Origin of the sequence: Pararhizobium sp. LjRoot255 (assembly GCF_964252905.1) — a bacterium.
Classification (GTDB): domain Bacteria; phylum Pseudomonadota; class Alphaproteobacteria; order Rhizobiales; family Rhizobiaceae; genus Pararhizobium.
This window is the reverse complement of the sequence record NZ_CAXUPQ020000001.1, coordinates 237,310-253,143: the sequence shown is the minus strand read 5'-3', so window position 1 is coordinate 253,143 and position 15,834 is coordinate 237,310. Positions and strand designations below refer to the sequence as shown.

19 protein-coding genes are annotated in these 15,834 nt (G+C 61.7%); 12 read left to right on the top strand and 7 right to left on the bottom strand.

Features of this window, described 5'->3' with window-relative positions; translation table 11 throughout:
- Position 1: 1 nt before the first annotated feature.
- The 4 genes from ACSQ2W_RS01300 to ACSQ2W_RS01285 form a co-directional block, all read right to left on the bottom strand.
- Positions 2–766 (bottom strand): hypothetical protein, encoded by a 765-nt coding sequence (locus tag ACSQ2W_RS01300; RefSeq protein WP_436084614.1) that lies wholly within the window; start codon positions 764–766, stop codon positions 2–4.
- 13 nt (positions 767–779) lie between these two features.
- Positions 780–1,049 carry a hypothetical protein gene (locus ACSQ2W_RS01295; RefSeq protein WP_113004128.1) on the bottom strand — a complete coding sequence of 90 codons (270 nt, stop codon included), beginning with the start codon at positions 1,047–1,049 and terminating at the stop codon, positions 780–782.
- 125 nt (positions 1,050–1,174) lie between these two features.
- Complete coding sequence (locus ACSQ2W_RS01290; protein WP_436084613.1) at positions 1,175–1,597, bottom strand: TIGR02301 family protein; 423 nt, start codon at positions 1,595–1,597, stop codon at positions 1,175–1,177.
- Positions 1,598–1,655: 58 nt separating this feature from the next.
- Positions 1,656–2,072, bottom strand: a complete 417-nt coding sequence (locus ACSQ2W_RS01285; RefSeq protein ID WP_436084612.1) for an NUDIX hydrolase — start codon at positions 2,070–2,072, stop codon at positions 1,656–1,658.
- Between the two features lie 64 nt (positions 2,073–2,136).
- On the opposite strand from ACSQ2W_RS01285, the gene ACSQ2W_RS01280 reads away from it, so the two are divergent.
- On the top strand, positions 2,137–2,901 hold the full coding sequence (locus ACSQ2W_RS01280) for an SOS response-associated peptidase (protein ID WP_436087636.1): 765 nt from the start codon (positions 2,137–2,139) through the stop codon (positions 2,899–2,901).
- A gap of 3 nt (positions 2,902–2,904) precedes the next feature.
- Here the strand turns inward: ACSQ2W_RS01280 and ACSQ2W_RS01275 are convergent, their stop codons facing one another.
- Entirely contained in the window at positions 2,905–3,060 is a 156-nt protein-coding gene (locus ACSQ2W_RS01275; RefSeq protein ID WP_436084611.1) for a hypothetical protein, read from the bottom strand.
- 417 nt (positions 3,061–3,477) lie between these two features.
- Here ACSQ2W_RS01275 and cysS point away from each other — a divergent pair, with 417 nt between their 5' ends.
- From cysS to ACSQ2W_RS01230, 9 genes are all read left to right on the top strand, one after another.
- Positions 3,478–4,869, top strand: coding sequence for a cysteine--tRNA ligase (gene cysS, locus ACSQ2W_RS01270; protein WP_436084610.1), 1,392 nt, complete (start codon positions 3,478–3,480; stop codon positions 4,867–4,869).
- Positions 4,866–5,087 (top strand): DUF559 domain-containing protein, encoded by a 222-nt coding sequence (locus ACSQ2W_RS01265; RefSeq protein ID WP_436084609.1) that lies wholly within the window; start codon positions 4,866–4,868, stop codon positions 5,085–5,087. Before cysS ends, ACSQ2W_RS01265 begins: the two co-directional genes overlap by 4 nt.
- Entirely contained in the window at positions 5,084–5,566 is a 483-nt protein-coding gene (locus ACSQ2W_RS01260) for a GFA family protein (RefSeq protein WP_436084608.1), read from the top strand. The genes ACSQ2W_RS01265 and ACSQ2W_RS01260 overlap by 4 nt, the downstream gene beginning before the upstream one ends.
- Positions 5,563–6,057, top strand: coding sequence for a GFA family protein (locus ACSQ2W_RS01255; RefSeq protein WP_436084607.1), 495 nt, complete (start codon positions 5,563–5,565; stop codon positions 6,055–6,057). Before ACSQ2W_RS01260 ends, ACSQ2W_RS01255 begins: the two co-directional genes overlap by 4 nt.
- Positions 6,058–6,059: 2 nt before the next feature.
- Positions 6,060–6,536: a GFA family protein gene (locus tag ACSQ2W_RS01250; RefSeq protein ID WP_436084606.1), complete on the top strand. Its 477-nt coding sequence runs from the start codon at positions 6,060–6,062 to the stop codon at positions 6,534–6,536.
- Positions 6,533–7,492 (top strand): prolyl aminopeptidase, encoded by a 960-nt coding sequence (gene pip, locus ACSQ2W_RS01245; RefSeq protein ID WP_436084605.1) that lies wholly within the window; start codon positions 6,533–6,535, stop codon positions 7,490–7,492. Before ACSQ2W_RS01250 ends, pip begins: the two co-directional genes overlap by 4 nt.
- A gap of 228 nt (positions 7,493–7,720) precedes the next feature.
- Positions 7,721–9,334: a citramalate synthase gene (gene cimA / locus ACSQ2W_RS01240; RefSeq protein WP_436084604.1), complete on the top strand. Its 1,614-nt coding sequence runs from the start codon at positions 7,721–7,723 to the stop codon at positions 9,332–9,334.
- A gap of 80 nt (positions 9,335–9,414) precedes the next feature.
- Positions 9,415–9,639 (top strand): DUF433 domain-containing protein, encoded by a 225-nt coding sequence (locus tag ACSQ2W_RS01235; protein WP_436081978.1) that lies wholly within the window; start codon positions 9,415–9,417, stop codon positions 9,637–9,639.
- Positions 9,639–9,968, top strand: coding sequence for a DUF5615 family PIN-like protein (locus ACSQ2W_RS01230; RefSeq protein WP_436084603.1), 330 nt, complete (start codon positions 9,639–9,641; stop codon positions 9,966–9,968). The genes ACSQ2W_RS01235 and ACSQ2W_RS01230 overlap by 1 nt, the downstream gene beginning before the upstream one ends.
- A 6-nt stretch (positions 9,969–9,974) precedes the next feature.
- Here ACSQ2W_RS01230 and ACSQ2W_RS01225 read toward each other — a convergent pair whose 3' ends face one another.
- A complete protein-coding gene (locus tag ACSQ2W_RS01225) occupies positions 9,975–11,960 on the bottom strand; it encodes a bifunctional 2',3'-cyclic-nucleotide 2'-phosphodiesterase/3'-nucleotidase (RefSeq protein WP_436084602.1) in 1,986 nt (661 codons plus the stop codon).
- A gap of 215 nt (positions 11,961–12,175) precedes the next feature.
- On the opposite strand from ACSQ2W_RS01225, the gene rarD reads away from it, so the two are divergent.
- Complete coding sequence (gene rarD / locus ACSQ2W_RS01220) at positions 12,176–13,114, top strand: EamA family transporter RarD (RefSeq protein WP_436084601.1); 939 nt, start codon at positions 12,176–12,178, stop codon at positions 13,112–13,114.
- Positions 13,115–13,134: 20 nt separating this feature from the next.
- Here the strand turns inward: rarD and ACSQ2W_RS01215 are convergent, their stop codons facing one another.
- Positions 13,135–13,755 (bottom strand): TIGR00730 family Rossman fold protein, encoded by a 621-nt coding sequence (locus tag ACSQ2W_RS01215; protein WP_436084600.1) that lies wholly within the window; start codon positions 13,753–13,755, stop codon positions 13,135–13,137.
- A 259-nt stretch (positions 13,756–14,014) separates the two neighbouring features.
- On the opposite strand from ACSQ2W_RS01215, the gene ACSQ2W_RS01210 reads away from it, so the two are divergent.
- Positions 14,015–15,763: a LysM peptidoglycan-binding domain-containing protein gene (locus ACSQ2W_RS01210; RefSeq protein WP_436084599.1), complete on the top strand. Its 1,749-nt coding sequence runs from the start codon at positions 14,015–14,017 to the stop codon at positions 15,761–15,763.
- Positions 15,764–15,834: the final 71 nt, after the last annotated feature.

The following is a 15,834-nucleotide window of genomic DNA, read 5'->3' as shown; positions in this document are numbered from 1 at the left end:
GTCAGTCTCCCGCGACGAAAAATTTCCACTGGCCGTCCGGCGTGATGCCGACGCGATAGAAATTGTAGTTGCCGCCCTCTTCCATCCCGGCAACGTCCCCGGCGGTCACCAGTCGGAAGAGATCGACCTTTTCAGGCGCGGAGAGGGAGGAAAGCGATTTTTCGGTGAAATAGGGCCAGACATAGATTTCGTCCGGCGTGCCCTTGTCGACCAGCACGAAGCCTGTCGACAGAACATCGAGCAGGATCGCCAGAATTTCGATTCCCTCCGGATCACCGGACAGTCCCTTGAGGACCTCGACGGGATCGGTGCCGTTCTCGCCCACCTGCGTCTGCGTCGGACCCTTGCCGAGCAGCGATCGCAACCGTTCGATGTCGCCGGACGCCGCAGCCTCGACGATCAACTCGCGCATGCGGGCGACGGCCTGCGGAATTTTCGACACATCGGACAGCACTTCGACGGGAGCGGCCGGTGCCGTATCTTCGACCGCATCGTCCTGTTCGTCGCGAGCCGGCTTGTTCACGAGCGGGTCGGGCATCGGGATCTGCATCGGTCCCACGTCGTCGGGCTCATCCACTTCGGGGACGTCCTTGCCCCTGTCGTCCTTGCCCTTGTCGTCCTCGTTCACCTGTCCGGGAATCTCCTTGAGCTCGCTGAGCGCAAACGCAGCGTGCGGAGAAAGAAAGGAGGAGGCAGCGAGCCCGGCAAGCAGTAACGCAGAAAATCGAACCGCAACTGGCCGGTTTGCTGACATCTGGCGTAACATGGCTGCCTCGAAACTACTGCAGAGTACGTTCCGGTGAGAATTCTCCGGCCAGCATGCGCTCGCGCAGCGAGTTCAGCATGGCTTCCGCGCCGTCTTCGCCGTGCAGGCGGATCGTTTCGCGCATAGCCAGGGCAATGGCCGCATCGGCGATGATCTCAGGCTCGATGCCGTCAGCCATTCCATCCGCCCAAGCTTCATTCTGGTGTTCCAGGGCTGCCTGCATCTTCTCATGAACGATCATGTCGTCGATGTCATTCAGACTGGGTTCCATCATTCGTTCCATGCCGTTTCACGCTCTTTACCTGGCACCTGACTTGAGGTGGCGCCACTTCTTACCACTCTCTTAACGACCTTAGCAGCCTTTTCCCAAAACGACACGGGCTCCTCAAAAAAGAGGTTAATTTCCGGTTAATTTCCAAAGCGGGCGGTTATTTCTGATGCAAGTGTTGCTCCTTCGGCACGGTATCTCTCGTCGGCGACCACCGCTGCGGCTGTGCAGGTCGTGTAAACGGAGGCAAAAGTCCGGTATCCGCGGTTGAATGCGGCCGTCATGCGGGCGCGCCTCTGTGCTTCGCCGCCGGCTTCCTTGTCGAGCAGATCCTGCATTGATTGCCGCCAACTGTCCGCCGCCGCGTCCTTGCAAAGTGTGCGCAGATAATGAACGGAACCGAGGATTTCCGAAAGCCGCAACAGCCGGGCGTCATAGGGCGCAGGTTTTTCCGCGGTCACCGCCGGGGTGCCGGTTGCCGGCATGTCCTGCGCCTGGGCGCCAGATGGCGGAGCAACAAGAGCCAGCAAAAGAGACGATCGAATGGCCAGGCAGCGGATCATGGTCCTTTGAAGCCCCGAATCGCTGCCTGAAGCAAGTTGATTCTCGGCGCAGCGATTATCAACGGCGAAGCGCCTCGAGTTTTTCCACGCATTGGCGAACGCTGTCGGGGATCGGCAGGTTGAGGATTTCGGCGGCTGTGTACCAGCCGATGCCGGCCGCATCATCGCCCGCGACGGCAATGAGGTCCGAATCTGCCTCCACCCTGAAGACGGAAAGGAAAAAATGCCGCGCTCCCGACCCATCCGCTTCGCGTGGTGGCAGGTCATAGGTTTCGAACAGCTGCGGATTGCGCGGCCGGATGCCGGTCTCCTCGTGAAACTCGCGCACCGCCGTGTCTGGCGGGGTCTCCCCGGCCTCAGCCCGCCCGCCGGGAAAGGCATACATGTCCGCCGACGGCGGATTGGCCCGCCGCACAAGCAGGTAACGGCCGTCACGCTCGAGAATGGCGGAGGAAGCGAGTTGGGGAGGTGTCATGCCGGGGAACTCTGCACTTAATTGAAATATTGACCCACCTTAGGCGAAGTGCGATTTGAATTCCATGTGCGGACGATTTGCGCTGACGGCGACATCGGAAGAAGTGGCGGAGTTTCTCGGCCTCCTGGAGGCGGAGAACTTTCCGGCGCGGTTCAACATCGCGCCGACGCAACCCATTCTCGTCGTCATTGCCGGGGACCGCCGGCTGTCAGGCAGCAACCTGCCGGAGCGCAGGGCGCTGCTCGTGCGCTGGGGCTTTACGCCGTCATGGGTGAAAGACCCGCGCGATTTTCCGCTGCTGATCAATGCACGTGCTGAAACCGCGATCGGCAAGGCCTCGTTCAAGGCAGCGATGCGCCATCGGCGCATCCTGGTTCCGGCTTCCGGCTTCTACGAATGGCATCGCCCGCCCAAGGAGAGCGGCGAGCCATCGCAGGCTTACTGGATTCGCCCAAAAAATGGCGGCATCGTCGCTTTCGCCGGTCTCATGGAGACCTGGTCTTCGGCGGACGGTTCAGAGGTCGATACCGGCGCGATCCTGACCACGCGCGCCAATGCCCGGATCGCGGATATTCACGATCGTATGCCGGTCGTCATCAAGCCCGAGGATTTTGCCCGCTGGCTTGAATGCAGGACGCAGGAGCCGCGCGACATCGTGGACCTCATGGTGCCGGCGAGCGACGACTATTTCGAAGCCATCGCCGTATCCGACAAGGTGAACAAGGTGGCAAATACCGGCGCCGATCTCCAGGCCCCGGTGAGCGTTGCCGCAAGGCCCGCCTCAAAGTCCAACGAGCCGCCGGAGGACCGTCAACTATCGCTATTTTAGGGATCAGGCCGGTTGCTTCGGCAAAGCGGGTTTCTTGACCGGCTTCGGCTTGACCTGCAGAGCAGCGGCAAGGACGGCCTTCAGGCCGAGCGGACGGTACTGCTCGACAAGATTGGCCGCGGCGCGCGGACTGTTCTTGTCGGTCTTTTTCCCAGGCATTTCAAACTCTCCTTTGGTGCTTTCCCTAGCTGGAAGCGCTTCGTTCCGGTGTGTTTTCCACCAAAACGGCGTTCCTTATTGTGCCCCAGGAAACAGGCAGCAATGTGCAAGTGCCTGAACGCCTTGATTCCCCGAGCGTCTGGCGTCTCCAGATAAGCCCAATCATGACAAAACAATGACGAATTCTCCAGCATCCCAACATATGATGCAGGAACGCAGCTGACCTCTTGACCGAGCGCAATCGAAGCGCGATAACGCTGACCATGAAAACGGTTATCTGCATCATCTGCCGGATTATTATTCGCTAGCCTCACCGCTGGCCTGGCCGTTTTCGTCTCCCAAACATCAAGATGACAACGCGAAGGTCCAACCGGGCGATTGCGTGTATTTGGAGTGATGCGGAATGGGAGATTGGGAATGGGCGGGCAGCCGACATTGAAACTGTACAACACGCTGACACGGGAGAAGGCGGTTTTCGCGCCGATCGACCCGACGAATGTCCGCATGTATGTCTGCGGTCCGACCGTTTATGACTACGCCCATATCGGCAATGCGCGGCCCGCCATTGTTTTCGACGTCCTGTTCCGGCTGCTCCGCCACGTCTACGGCGAAAACCACGTCACCTATGCCCGCAACATCACCGACGTCGATGACAAGATCAACGCGCGGGCCTTGCGCGACCATCCCGGCCTGCCGCTGAACGAGGCCATTCGCCTCGTCACCGAAAAGACCGAGACGCAGTACCTCGAGGACGCCAGGGCGCTCGGCTGCCTCGATCCGACCGTGCAGCCGCGCGCGACCGACAATATTGCCCAGATGATCGATATCATCGAAAAGCTGGTCGCCAAGGGCCATGCCTATGCGGCGGAAGGCGAGGTGCTGTTCGATACCCGCTCGATGGCCGATTACGGCCAACTGTCGAAGCGCAATCTCGACGACCAGCAGGCCGGTGCCCGCGTGGCCGTCGATGCACACAAGCGGAACCCGGGCGATTTCGTGCTGTGGAAACTGTCGTCCGACAGCGAGCCCGGCTGGGACAGCCCGTGGGGGCGTGGTCGTCCGGGCTGGCATATCGAATGCTCGGCGATGAGCGAGCGTTATCTCGGCGAGGTCTTCGACATTCACGGCGGCGGACTTGACCTGATCTTCCCCCATCATGAAAACGAGATCGCCCAGTCGCGCTGCGCCCATGGCACGGATGTCATGGCCAATGTCTGGATGCACAACGGCTTCCTGCAGGTCGAGGGCCGCAAGATGTCAAAGTCCGAGGGCAATTTCGTCACCATCTACGAATTGCTGCACACGGAAACATTGGGCGGCCGCAAGTGGCCGGGCGAGGTCCTGCGTCTGGCGATGCTGATGACCCACTACCGCGAGCCGATCGATTTTTCGATCAAGCGGCTCGAAGAGGCGGAGCGGCTCCTCGCCAAATGGCCGGTGGTCAAGGAAAGCGGCGCGGCACCCGACGCGACGGTGGTCAGTGCGCTCGCCGACGATCTCAATACGGTCGCGGCGGTGCAGGCGTTGCACGCTCTTGCCCAGGCCGCCAATACTGATCCGGCTCTGCTTGCCGCTTTTGCCGCGAGCGCGGCTCTGCTCGGCGTTGAGCCGAAGGAACCCGAAGTCGACGAAGCCGTGGCGTTCGCCGTTGACGCCCTGGTGGCCATGCGGCTGGAAATGCTCAAGGCCAAGAACTTCCCCGAAGCCGACAAGATCCGTGCCGATCTCTCCGCCAAAGGCATCCAGCTAAAGGACGGCAAGGATGCGGCGACCGGCGAGCGGGTCACGACCTGGGAGGTCAAGCGGTGACGATCGCCACCCCCCTCTGTCACTTCGTGACATCCCTCCCACAAGGGGGGAGATCGCAGCGCGCGATCGAAGGGAATGCCATCTTTGATGCTGTGCGCACGAAGCGTCTGGAAAACGATGGCTGGATCGTGCTTCGCTTCTGGAATGAAGACGTTCTGAAGGATATCGGCGGTGTTTGCGCCCATATCCTCAAGATTTTGAGGAAGGATCACCCATGACGGACCTCGTTCACACCGGCGGCTGCCAATGCGGTGCGGTCCGCTTTCGCGTCGAAGGCACGCTCGGCGACGCCTCCGTCTGTCATTGTCGGATGTGCCAGAAGGCGGCCGGGAATTTCTATCTGCCGCTGGTCTCCGTGCGCGGCGCCAAGCTCACCTGGACGCGGGGGGCACCGAAGCGCTTTCGGTCGTCCAATGCGGTATTCCGCGGCTTCTGCAGCGATTGCGGCACGCCGCTGACCTATGAGGCACCGGATGGTATGGCTCTTGCGATCGCTGCCTTCGATAAGCCGGAGGGCATCGTCCCGAAAATCCAGTGGGGCATCGAGGCAAAGCTTCCCTATGTCGATCACATACCGGACCTGCCGGGCGAGGAGACTATGGCGGATCAGGATGCAGCGTCCTTTCTCGCGACGCTTGTTTCCTACCAGCATCCGGACCACGATACCGCAGAATGGCCGCCAAAGGAGCGCGGATGAGCATCTCCCGCATCTATACCGGCGGTTGCCAGTGCGGCGCGGTTCGCTATCGGGCGGAAGGCACGCTCAGTGATCCGCATCTGTGCCATTGCCGCATGTGCCAGAAGGCGGCCGGCAATTATTTCATGCCGCTTGCGAATGCGAAGCGCGCGTCGTTCCGCATCACGCGGGGGGAGCCGAGCTGGTTTCACTCCTCCGAATTCGCCCGGCGCGGATTTTGCGCCGCCTGCGGCACGCCGTTATTCTATGACATGCCGGGGGCGGATTTCATCAATATCGTGCTCGGTTCGCTCGACGATCCCTATGACGTGCGGCCGTTGAAGCAGTCCGGCGTGGAATCGCGCGTACCCTGGTTTTCGCACCTGCCGGAGTTGCCGGGTAAGGAGACCGATGCCGCCAACGAGGCGGGCGCGGAACGGCATCTGGCGATCCTTGAATCGAACCGCCAGCATCCCGATTTCGATACTGAACATTGGCCACCGGAGGAATAGACATGACCGAGACCATTCGAACCGGAGGTTGCCAGTGCGGCGCCGTGCGTTTCCGCCTGAAGGGCAAGCTTGGCCGCCCGTCGATCTGCCATTGCCGCATGTGCCAGAAGGCCTTTGGCGGCTTTTTCGGCCCGCTTGTGACGGCGCCGGAAGGCGGCGTCGAGTGGACGCGCAACGAGCCCAACTATTTCCAGTCGTCGGTGAACATCAGCCGCGGCTTTTGCTCATCCTGCGGCACGCCGCTGACCTATCGCCATCCCGGCGGCCTCGAAATCGCTATCGGCGCTTTCGACGACCGCTCCGATCTCGCGCCGCAGATCCAGGTCAACTACGCCGCCCGGCTGCCCTGGGTGACGACGATCTTCGACCAGCCGGTCCATGATGATCCCGACTACTATTCAAAGCAGGAACAGATCATCTCCTTCCAGCATCCCGATCACGAGACGGCCGAATGGCCCACGCATGGCTTGAACCTATGACATCAGAACTGCGCACGCTTTATCCGGAAATCGAGCCTTACGCGTCCGGCCATCTCGATGTCGGCGATGGTCACGTCATCTATTGGGAGAAGGCCGGGACCCCCGGCGCCAAGCCCGCCGTCTTCCTGCATGGCGGCCCAGGCGGCACCATCTCGCCGAGCCACCGCCGCCTGTTCGATCCCAAGCTTTACGACGTGATCCTGTTCGACCAGCGCGGCTGCGGCAAGTCCACGCCGCATGCGGAGCTGAAGGCCAACACGACCTGGCATCTGGTCGCCGATATCGAGCGGCTGCGCGAAATGGCCGGCGTTGGGAAGTGGCTCGTCTTCGGCGGTTCCTGGGGCTCGACGCTGGCGCTCGCCTATGCCGAGAAGCACCCGGAGCGGGTGTCGGAACTCGTGGTGCGCGGCATCTATACGCTGACGAGGGCCGAACTCGACTGGTACTATCAGTTCGGCGTCTCGGAAATGTTCCCGGACAAGTGGGAGCGCTTCATCGCGCCGATCCCGGAACAAGAACGCCACGAAATGATGCTCGCCTATCACCGGCGCCTGACCAGCGATGACAAGGCGACACGCCTTGCCGCCGCCAAGGCCTGGAGCATCTGGGAAGGCGAGACCATCACGCTGCTGCCGGAACCCGCAACCAGTGACAAGTTCGAGGAAGACGAGTTCGCCTACGCATTCGCCCGGATCGAAAACCATTTCTTCGTCAATGCCGGCTGGCTGGTGGAAGGGCAGCTTCTGCGTGACGCTCACAAGCTGCACGGCATTCCCGGCGTCATCGTCCACGGCCGCTACGACATGCCGTGTCCGGCGAGATACGCCTGGGCGCTGCACAAGGCTTGGGGCCAGGCCGAGTTCCACCTGATCGAAGGGGCAGGCCACGCCTATTCCGAGCCAGGCATTCTCGACAAGCTCATCCGGGCGACCGACCGGTTTGCGGGGAAGGTGTAACGAGGTGGAATTGTCGATGGTTTTGAATTTGCCGCAAGCTACCCCCCTCTGTCACTGGGTGACATCTCCCCCTCAAGGGGGGAGATCATTCTTTTTCCTCGCCGACTTCGTAAGGGGTGCACGATGCGGACGGTCAATCTCCCCCCCTGAGGGGGAGAGGTCGGCGTCGCCGACAGAGGGGGGTAAGGCGCGGCGAACTCAGAGCGCCCCATCATCGGAGGCATCGCTGTGAAAGAACGCATCTATCTCTTCGACACCACGCTGCGAGACGGGCAGCAGACGCCCGGCATCGATTTTTCCGTCGAGGACAAGATCGCCATCGCCAGGATGCTGGACGAATTCGGCATGGACTATGTCGAAGGCGGCTATCCCGGTGCCAACCCGACCGATACGGAGTTTTTTGAGAAGAAGCGCACCGGGAAGGCACGCTTCGTTGCGTTCGGCATGACCAAGCGCGCCGGCGTGTCGGCGTCCAACGATCCCGGGCTGACGGCGCTCCTGCAGGCGCAAAGCGACGCGATCTGTCTTGTCGCCAAGAGCTGGGATTACCATGTCCGCGTGGCACTCGGCTGTTCCAACGAGGAAAATCTCGAAGCGATCCGCACGTCCGTCGAAGCCGTCATCCTGAGCGGCCGCGAGGCGATGATCGATTGCGAGCACTTCTTCGACGGTTACAAGGCCAATCCCGCCTATGCATTGGCTTGCGCCAGGACCGCCTACGATGCCGGCGCCCGCTGGGTGGTGCTCTGCGACACCAATGGCGGCACCCAGCCGCCGGAAATCCGCGACATTGTCGCCGCCGTCATCGATGACGGCGTGCCCGGCGCCAATCTCGGCATCCATGCCCATAACGACACCGGCCAGGCGGTCGCCAATTCGCTGGCCGCGGTCGAAGCCGGCGTGCGCCAGGTCCAGGGCACGCTGAACGGCATCGGCGAGCGTTGCGGCAACGCCAATCTCGTCACGCTGATCCCGACGCTCGCACTCAAGGAAGCCTATAACCGCCGTTTCGAGACGGCGATCGATGCCGATCGGCTGCAGGAGCTGACGACACTCTCCCATGCCTTCGACGAACTCCTGAACCGCTCGCCGGACCACCAGATGCCCTATGTCGGCGCGTCTGCCTTCGCCACCAAGGCCGGCATTCATGCTTCCGCGTTGCTGAAGGACCCGCGCACCTACGAGCATGTGACGCCGGAAAGCGTCGGCAATCTGCGTAAGGTCATGGTGTCGGATCAGGGCGGCAAGGCCAATTTCATCAATGCCCTGAAGCGGCGCGGTATCGTCGTCTCCAAGGATGATCCAAAGCTCGACAAGCTGATCGCCATCGTCAAGGAACGCGAGGCGACCGGCTATGCTTACGAAGGTGCCGATGCGAGCTTTGCCATCCTCGCCCAGCGGATCCTCGGTTCGGTGCCGGAATTCTTCCTGGTCGACAGTTTTCGCGTCATGGTCGAGCGCCGCTTCGATGCCAACGGCAAGCTGAAGACTGTCTCGGAAGCCGTGGTGAAGGTCTCGGTCGACGGCGAGACGATGATGTCGGTCGCCGAAGGCCATGGCCCCGTCAATGCGCTCGATCTGGCACTGCGCAAGGACCTCGGCAAATACCAGTCGGAGATCGAGGATCTGGAACTGGTGGACTACAAGGTGCGTATCCTCAATGGCGGCACCGGAGCCGTCACCCGCGTCCTGATCGAATCGGTCGACGCCACCGGCGCCCGCTGGTGGACGGTCGGCGTGTCCGACAACATCATCGACGCCTCCTTCCAGGCGCTGATGGATTCGATCGTGTTCAAGCTGTTGAAGAACCGCGACCAGGCGGGCTTGGCGGCGGCGGAGTAAATGACAGGAGGACGCGACCGTCTGCTTGCGACATGTTATGTTCGTTGGAACATGCGGCGAGACAATATCGAGGAAGCGAAATGAGCGAAATCTATCGGATTACCGTCGATCCTGAGCAGTGCGGCGGTCGCCCGACCCTTCGAAACCTTCGCATCCGCGTCAAGGACGTGCTGGACCTGCTGGCGGCAGGAGCCAGTCATGCTGAGATCCTTCAGGATTACCCCGCGCTCGAAGAGGGCGACGTCCAGGCCGCGCTCGAATATGCCGCGCGCCAAAGCGATCATCCTGTCCTTCACGTCGCGTAATGCGCTTCCTGGTCGATGCCCAGTTGCTGCCGGCGCTCGCGCGTTGGCTGACTGTGCGCGGCTACGAAGCGGTGCATGTCTCTGAAAAGGGAATGCAAGCCGCGACCGACCGGCTGATCTGGGACTGCGCTTTGAATGAGGGCTGGGTCATCGTGACGAAGGACGAGGACTTTGCCCAGCACAAGGTGTTTACGCAAGCTGGCCCGGCTGTGGTCTGGATCAGGTGGCCTAATACGCGACGCCACCAACTTCTCGTCCGGTTCGAAGTAGTTCTACCCACGATCGTCGCCGCGCTTGTGTGCGGCGAAACATTGATCGAAGTGGTTTGACGAGGCTCACAGCACCAGCCGGAACTTCGCAAATCCATCCGCGCCGTCCCCCGCAGCCTCGATCTTAACGCCCTTGACCATGGCGATCAGGCCGCGTGCCTTCGGCCCGGTCTCGAAAATCGCGGTCGCTCCTTCCACCGGCTTGAAGCTCCAGTTGCCATCGGCCGATGGGTTGATGGTGCCTTCGGCGATGATGTAGCGGACGATGACGTCGCGGTTGGTATCGGGGGCTGCGAAGACCACCTTGTCGGTGGCGATTTCGGGGAATTTACCGCCGCCGCCAGCGCGGTAATTGTTGGACGCGACGACGAATTTCTGTGTTGGATCGATCGGTTTTCCCTCGAAGGAGAGGTTCTGGATTCGGTTTGAACCCGGGTTCACCGCGTTGCCGTCCTTGTCGTACTTTGCTGGTTGCGACAGGTCGATCTGATAGGTCACGCCGTCGATGATGTCGAAATTGTAGGATGGGAACTCCGGATTGAGCAGCGCTGCGTCCTTGACGCCCGGCTCGACGGTGTTGAACATGCCGGCCGACATTTCCAGCCAGTTCTTCACCTGCGCGCCGGTGATGACGACCGCTTGCACCGTATTCGGATAGAGATAGAGATCAGCGACGTTCTTGATGGCGATGTCGCCGGCTGGAACATCGGTGTAGTAATCGGCGCCGCCGCGCCCGCCGGACTTGAACGGGGCGGCGGCCGAAAGCACCGGCAGATCCTTGTATTCCGTATCCTTCAGCATCTCCTTGATGTACCAGGTCTGCGCATTGGAGACGATCTGCACCGATGGGTCGTCAGCCACCAGCGCGAAGTAGGAGTACAGCGGCGCCGAGGTCTTGCCGACGGGCGTGCGGATATAGGCGAGCGTCGCCTCGTGCTCGGCATTGGCGGCATTCAGCACGTCCGCCCGGTCCGCCACGTCGGCGACGATCGCCTTGTCCTCGCGGTGGTAGATCGGCCGCGCCTCGGTGGTGAAATCGACGATCCTCCAGTTCTTGCCGTCCTTTTCGATGAGAAGGTCGATCAGCCCGAGATGCGATCCCCAGAAACCGCCCATCACCGCCGGCTTGCCGAGCAGCGTGCCCTTGGTGGGATCGACGCCCTCGATACCGTCGAAGCTCTTGGGGCCGGGAAAAACGAGGTGCTGGTGGCCGGTAAAGACCGCATCGATCCCCTCGACGCCGGCGAGATAGAGCGAGGCATTTTCCATCCGCTCGCTCTGCCCGCTGCCGTCGATGCCGGAGTGGGAGAGTGCGATGACGATGTCGGCGCCTTCCTCCTTCATCGCTGGCACCCAGGCGTTTGCCGCCTCGACGATGTCGCGGGTCTCAGCCTTGCCCTCGAGGTTCTTGATGTCCCAGAGCATGATCTGCGGCGGCACGAAGCCGATGATGCCAATCTTCAGCGGGCTGGTGGCGCCCGAACCGTCGGTGACGATCTTCTCGACGATCGCATAGGGTTTGAAGAAGAGTTTGTCGTCCTTTGGATCGGACGCTAGCTGGCCCTTGGTCAGGTTGGCGCAGACGTAAGGGAAATTGGCGCCGCCAAGCACCTTGAACATATAGTCGAGACCATAGTTGAACTCGTGATTGCCGAGCGTACCCGCCTCGTAGCCGAGCACGTTCATCGCCTTGATGACCGGATGCACGTAGCCCTCTTTCATGCCGCGCTGATAGGCCATGTAGTCGCCCATCGGGTTGCCCTGCAGGAAATCGCCATTGTCGATAAGGAAGGAATTGCCGGCCTCGGCGCGGATGGCGTCGATGATCGAGGCAGTGCGGGCAAGCCCCATCGTGTCGTTCGGCTTGTCGCCGTAATAGTCGTACGGGAAGACGTGGACGTGGATGTCGGTCGTTTCCATGATGCGCAGATGCGCCTGGTTGGCGGCCGCACGCGCAGCAAAGGGATGCAGCAGGATGAGGGCGGACGTGGCGGCGGCACCGCTCAGCAGCGAACGGCGGGTTATCGGATGGAGCGCGAGGTTGGAAGACATGTGAAGTCCCTTCGTCTGACCGGTCATTGCCTGGCTGAAACCTATGGTGGGAAGCTGCGGAATGCACCCCGCAAAATATCACCTATTTTCCTCTTCTTAGCTGAAGTCTCTGTCAGGTTTATTGCATGCAAGGTTCACGGAAATGAATTGGTTGATCAACGGTGTTTGGAGTAGGACGGGCCAAACGATAGAAATTCTCGACGGGATGAAACGCCATGGCTGATGCGAAACAAACACCGGTGGTGCAGAACGGCGATTCGCCGCGCGGCTTCGCCTTCGCGCTGACGGCCTATCTCCTCTGGGGATTCCTGCCCTTCTTCATGAAGGCTGTCGCGCATATCCCCGCCTTTGAGGTCGTCGCCCACCGGATCGTCTGGTCGGTGCCGCTTGCCGGCGCCGTCCTCGTCCTGCTCGGCCGCACGGATGACATTAAGATTGCGCTACGCTCGCCGCGCATGCTGAAGATGGCGATGCTGACAGCCGTTCTCATCACCATCAACTGGGGCATCTATGTCTGGGCGATCGGGGCAGGCCGCGCGCTGGAGACCGCGCTCGGCTACTACATCAACCCGCTGTTCTCGATCTTCCTCGGCGCCGTGCTCCTCAAGGAAAAGCTCAATCCGGCGCAGATCGTCGCGATCGTTCTTGCCGGCGTCGCCGTCGTTGTGCTCGCCTTCGATGCGGGTGGTCTACCCTGGGTCTCGATCGGCCTGGCGCTCTCCTGGGGGCTCTATGCCTTCTTCCGCAAGACCCTTCCGGTCGGCCCGAATCAGGGGTTCTTCCTGGAAGTGCTGCTGCTCAGCGTGCCGGCGCTCGGCTATATCGTCTATCTGGAAGCGTCGGGGCAGGGGCATTTCTTCGATACCGGCTCGGTCGATGTCGCCTTGCTTCTCGCCTGCGGCATCGTCACTGCCGTGCCGCTGATGATCTATGCCAACGGCGCCAAGCTGCTCCGGCTCTCCACCATCGGCATTATGCAGTACATCGCTCCGACGATGATCTTCATCATCGCCGTGTTCGTCTTCCACGAACCCTTCGGCACGCCGAAGCTGATCGCCTTCATTCTGATCTGGGCGGCGCTCGCGGTCTATTCGACGTCGATGCTCATGGAAAGCCGCGCGCGGCGCGCGGTGATGGCAAACCCGGCGGAATAATTCCGGGCCACAGCCAGACGTCAAAGCTTGGCGATAATCCCGGGCTCGCCGTCGCGGTCGACATCGCTTGCCCAGTGAGCCAGCAGCGCCGGAACGACCTCCTCGGCCGCGTCGATGACGAGTGGCTGGACGAGATGGGCGGTGTGGATGAAGCCGGCTTCCGCCATGTGCTCGATGAGCGTCATCAACGGATCCCAGAAGCCATTGATGTTGACGAGCACGATCGGCTTGCGGTGACGGCCGAGCTGCGCCCAGGTCATGATCTCGACGATCTCCTCCAGCGTGCCGATGCCGCCCGGCAGGGTGACAAAGGCGTCGGCACGCTCGAACATCTTGTGCTTGCGGTCATGCATGTCCGGCGTCACGATCAGTTCGCTGAGCTGCCCGAGCGAATGGCGGGTGGCCTCCATATCCATCAGAAATTCTGGTATGATGCCGGTAACGCGGCCACCGTGCGAAAGAACGCCGCTTGCGACTGCGCCCATGATGCCCTTCGTGCCGCCGCCATAGACGAGCCGGAGATGGTTGTCGGCGATGGATTTGCCCAGAATGCGGCCGGCATCGATGTAGGATTTATCGCGACCGGGCTGGGAGCCGCAGTAAACGCAGATGGATCGAATCGGGATATTTTTCTCGTTCATGATCCAAAGAGACATCCCACCGCAGCAGGCGTCAAGAAAAATGACGGAAAACCGGGGCCCGGCTTGGTCCGGACATGAGGCGATGCTTGTAGAAAGCGACGGAAATCGTTAGCGTTTTTAGGAGTAAGCTGACGATATGTGCAGGGGCTGATTCCGGCTGGTTAGGAAACCGGAAAGCGGCATGCATATAGGCTTCGGGAAAGCCGTTCGCTGGCGTCCATTTCGGGCGCTGCCGGCTCCCGGCCATTTGGAGATGTGCATGATGAAGAACAAGGCCGGCTGGGTGGCCCTTATCGTCCTGGCAATTGCATCCCTGCTGATGGTTTTCTTTGTCCTGCCGAATATCAACAAGGGCAAGGACACGCTCACCGCCGATGCCCCGGTGGATAGCCCGGCAAAGCTGACCGATGCGAAGAGCGCCGCGGCTGAGGGCGAGGCGGCGACCGATACCGCCAATTCTGCCGATCCCGCTGCTTCATGGACGGTGCCGGGCTTCGATGTCCTACGTGTCGAGCCGGATGGCTCGACAGTCATTGCCGGACGGGCGCAGCCCAACACCAAGCTTGAAATCATGAGCGGCGATAACGTCATCGGCACGGCCGATGTCGGGGCGACGGGTGATTTTGCGGCGATCTTCGACAAGCCGCTTCCGGCCGGCGACTATCAGCTGACGCTGCGCAGCGTCGGCGAAAACGGCGTAACCAAGTCTTCGGAGGAAGTCGCTACCGTCTCGATCCCCAAGGACAAGACCGGCGAACTGCTCGCCATGGTCTCGAAGCCGGGCAAGGCAAGTCGCATCATCACCAAACCGGTGGCCGAGGTAACGCCTGCCGATGCCCAGTCGACGACCGCCACGAGTGAAGTCGCAAAGGCAGAGCCTGCGCCCGAGGCATCCGCCACGGCGGCCGACACTGCCGTTTCGGCCGAGACGCCGGCAACCGGCGAGAAGCCGGCTGTCGCTGTCTCAGCCGTCGAGATCGAAGGCAGGAAGATTTTCGTTGCCGGCAGCGCCAAGGCCGGTGCGCTGGTTCGCATTTATGCTGATGACAAGCTTGTCGGCGAGATGAAGGCCGATGAGCAGGGACGTTTCGTTGTCGAGGGTACGATCGACCTGCCGGTCGGAAACCACACGATCCGCGCCGATGTGTTGGGCGCCGACGGTAGCACGGTTGTGATGCGCGTCGCTGTTCCCTTCGATCGTCCGGTCGGCGATCAGGTGGCAGCGGTGGCTCAACCCAACGCGCAAGGCACCGTTACGCCTCTTGAGGGCGGCACTTTCGATGGTCTGCGGATGGAGGCGACAAAGGCGCTAGGCCTGCTCAAGGGGTTGTTTGCAGACGGCAAGGTGCCGACGGCGGAAGAGCTGGCGGCGGCGCGCTCGGCAACCGAAATCGCACTGAAATCGCTCGCCGATTTCAAGGTCGCCGACAATCTCGATGCCAGCGTCAAGGAAATGGCGGCGAAGACAGCCAAGGCCGCGGCCGATGCGCTTGCCGTGCTGAAGGCGCTGCCAGCGGATGCCGCCACCGTTTCCGCATCGCTCGGCAAGATCGAGGCGGCGGTCGGTTCGGCGTTGATGCCGCGCACCGACGGCACCGGTGGCAATGCGGTCGCGACCGATACTCCGGCGACGCCCGCACAGGATGTCGCCAAGCCGGCAGCGGAAACGGCTGAGAAGCCTGCCGCCACGGCAGGCGGCGACAGCGCCGCACCGGCCGAGAAACCGGCAACCGGGCAGACTGCTGCCGAGCCGCAGACGGTGCAGCAGGCGCCGCTGCAGCAGAGCAAGGCTTCGGTGATCATCCGCCGCGGCGATACGCTCTGGCAGATTTCGCGCCGCGTCTATGGTGCGGGTGTTCGTTACACGACGATCTATCTTGCCAACGAGGACCAGATCACCAATCCGGACCGTATCCTGCCCGGCCAGATCTTCGGCGTGCCGGACGAGGCGATGTCGGAAGACGAATCACGGGAGCTGCACCGCAAGCGCATGAAGGATCTGCGCTGAGCGCTTTTTACCGGCCGCTCCATTGCGGTCGGTCCCCGTGAAGCCTATTTCAAACGAAGCGCGGCGCCTTG

Coding starts and splice junctions, on each gene's coding strand:
- ACSQ2W_RS01300 (WP_436084614.1), bottom strand. CDS start 766: ATGTTACGCCAGATGTCAGCAAACCGGCCAGTTGCGGTTCGATTTTCT.
- ACSQ2W_RS01295 (WP_113004128.1), bottom strand. CDS start 1,049: ATGGAACGAATGATGGAACCCAGTCTGAATGACATCGACGACATGATC.
- ACSQ2W_RS01290 (WP_436084613.1), bottom strand. CDS start 1,597: ATGATCCGCTGCCTGGCCATTCGATCGTCTCTTTTGCTGGCTCTTGTT.
- ACSQ2W_RS01285 (WP_436084612.1), bottom strand. CDS start 2,072: ATGACACCTCCCCAACTCGCTTCCTCCGCCATTCTCGAGCGTGACGGC.
- ACSQ2W_RS01280 (WP_436087636.1), top strand. CDS start 2,137: ATGTGCGGACGATTTGCGCTGACGGCGACATCGGAAGAAGTGGCGGAG.
- ACSQ2W_RS01275 (WP_436084611.1), bottom strand. CDS start 3,060: ATGCCTGGGAAAAAGACCGACAAGAACAGTCCGCGCGCCGCGGCCAAT.
- cysS (WP_436084610.1), top strand. CDS start 3,478: ATGGGCGGGCAGCCGACATTGAAACTGTACAACACGCTGACACGGGAG.
- ACSQ2W_RS01260 (WP_436084608.1), top strand. CDS start 5,084: ATGACGGACCTCGTTCACACCGGCGGCTGCCAATGCGGTGCGGTCCGC.
- ACSQ2W_RS01255 (WP_436084607.1), top strand. CDS start 5,563: ATGAGCATCTCCCGCATCTATACCGGCGGTTGCCAGTGCGGCGCGGTT.
- ACSQ2W_RS01250 (WP_436084606.1), top strand. CDS start 6,060: ATGACCGAGACCATTCGAACCGGAGGTTGCCAGTGCGGCGCCGTGCGT.
- pip (WP_436084605.1), top strand. CDS start 6,533: ATGACATCAGAACTGCGCACGCTTTATCCGGAAATCGAGCCTTACGCG.
- ACSQ2W_RS01235 (WP_436081978.1), top strand. CDS start 9,415: ATGAGCGAAATCTATCGGATTACCGTCGATCCTGAGCAGTGCGGCGGT.
- ACSQ2W_RS01230 (WP_436084603.1), top strand. CDS start 9,639: ATGCGCTTCCTGGTCGATGCCCAGTTGCTGCCGGCGCTCGCGCGTTGG.
- ACSQ2W_RS01225 (WP_436084602.1), bottom strand. CDS start 11,960: ATGTCTTCCAACCTCGCGCTCCATCCGATAACCCGCCGTTCGCTGCTG.
- rarD (WP_436084601.1), top strand. CDS start 12,176: ATGGCTGATGCGAAACAAACACCGGTGGTGCAGAACGGCGATTCGCCG.
- ACSQ2W_RS01215 (WP_436084600.1), bottom strand. CDS start 13,755: ATGAACGAGAAAAATATCCCGATTCGATCCATCTGCGTTTACTGCGGC.
- ACSQ2W_RS01210 (WP_436084599.1), top strand. CDS start 14,015: ATGATGAAGAACAAGGCCGGCTGGGTGGCCCTTATCGTCCTGGCAATT.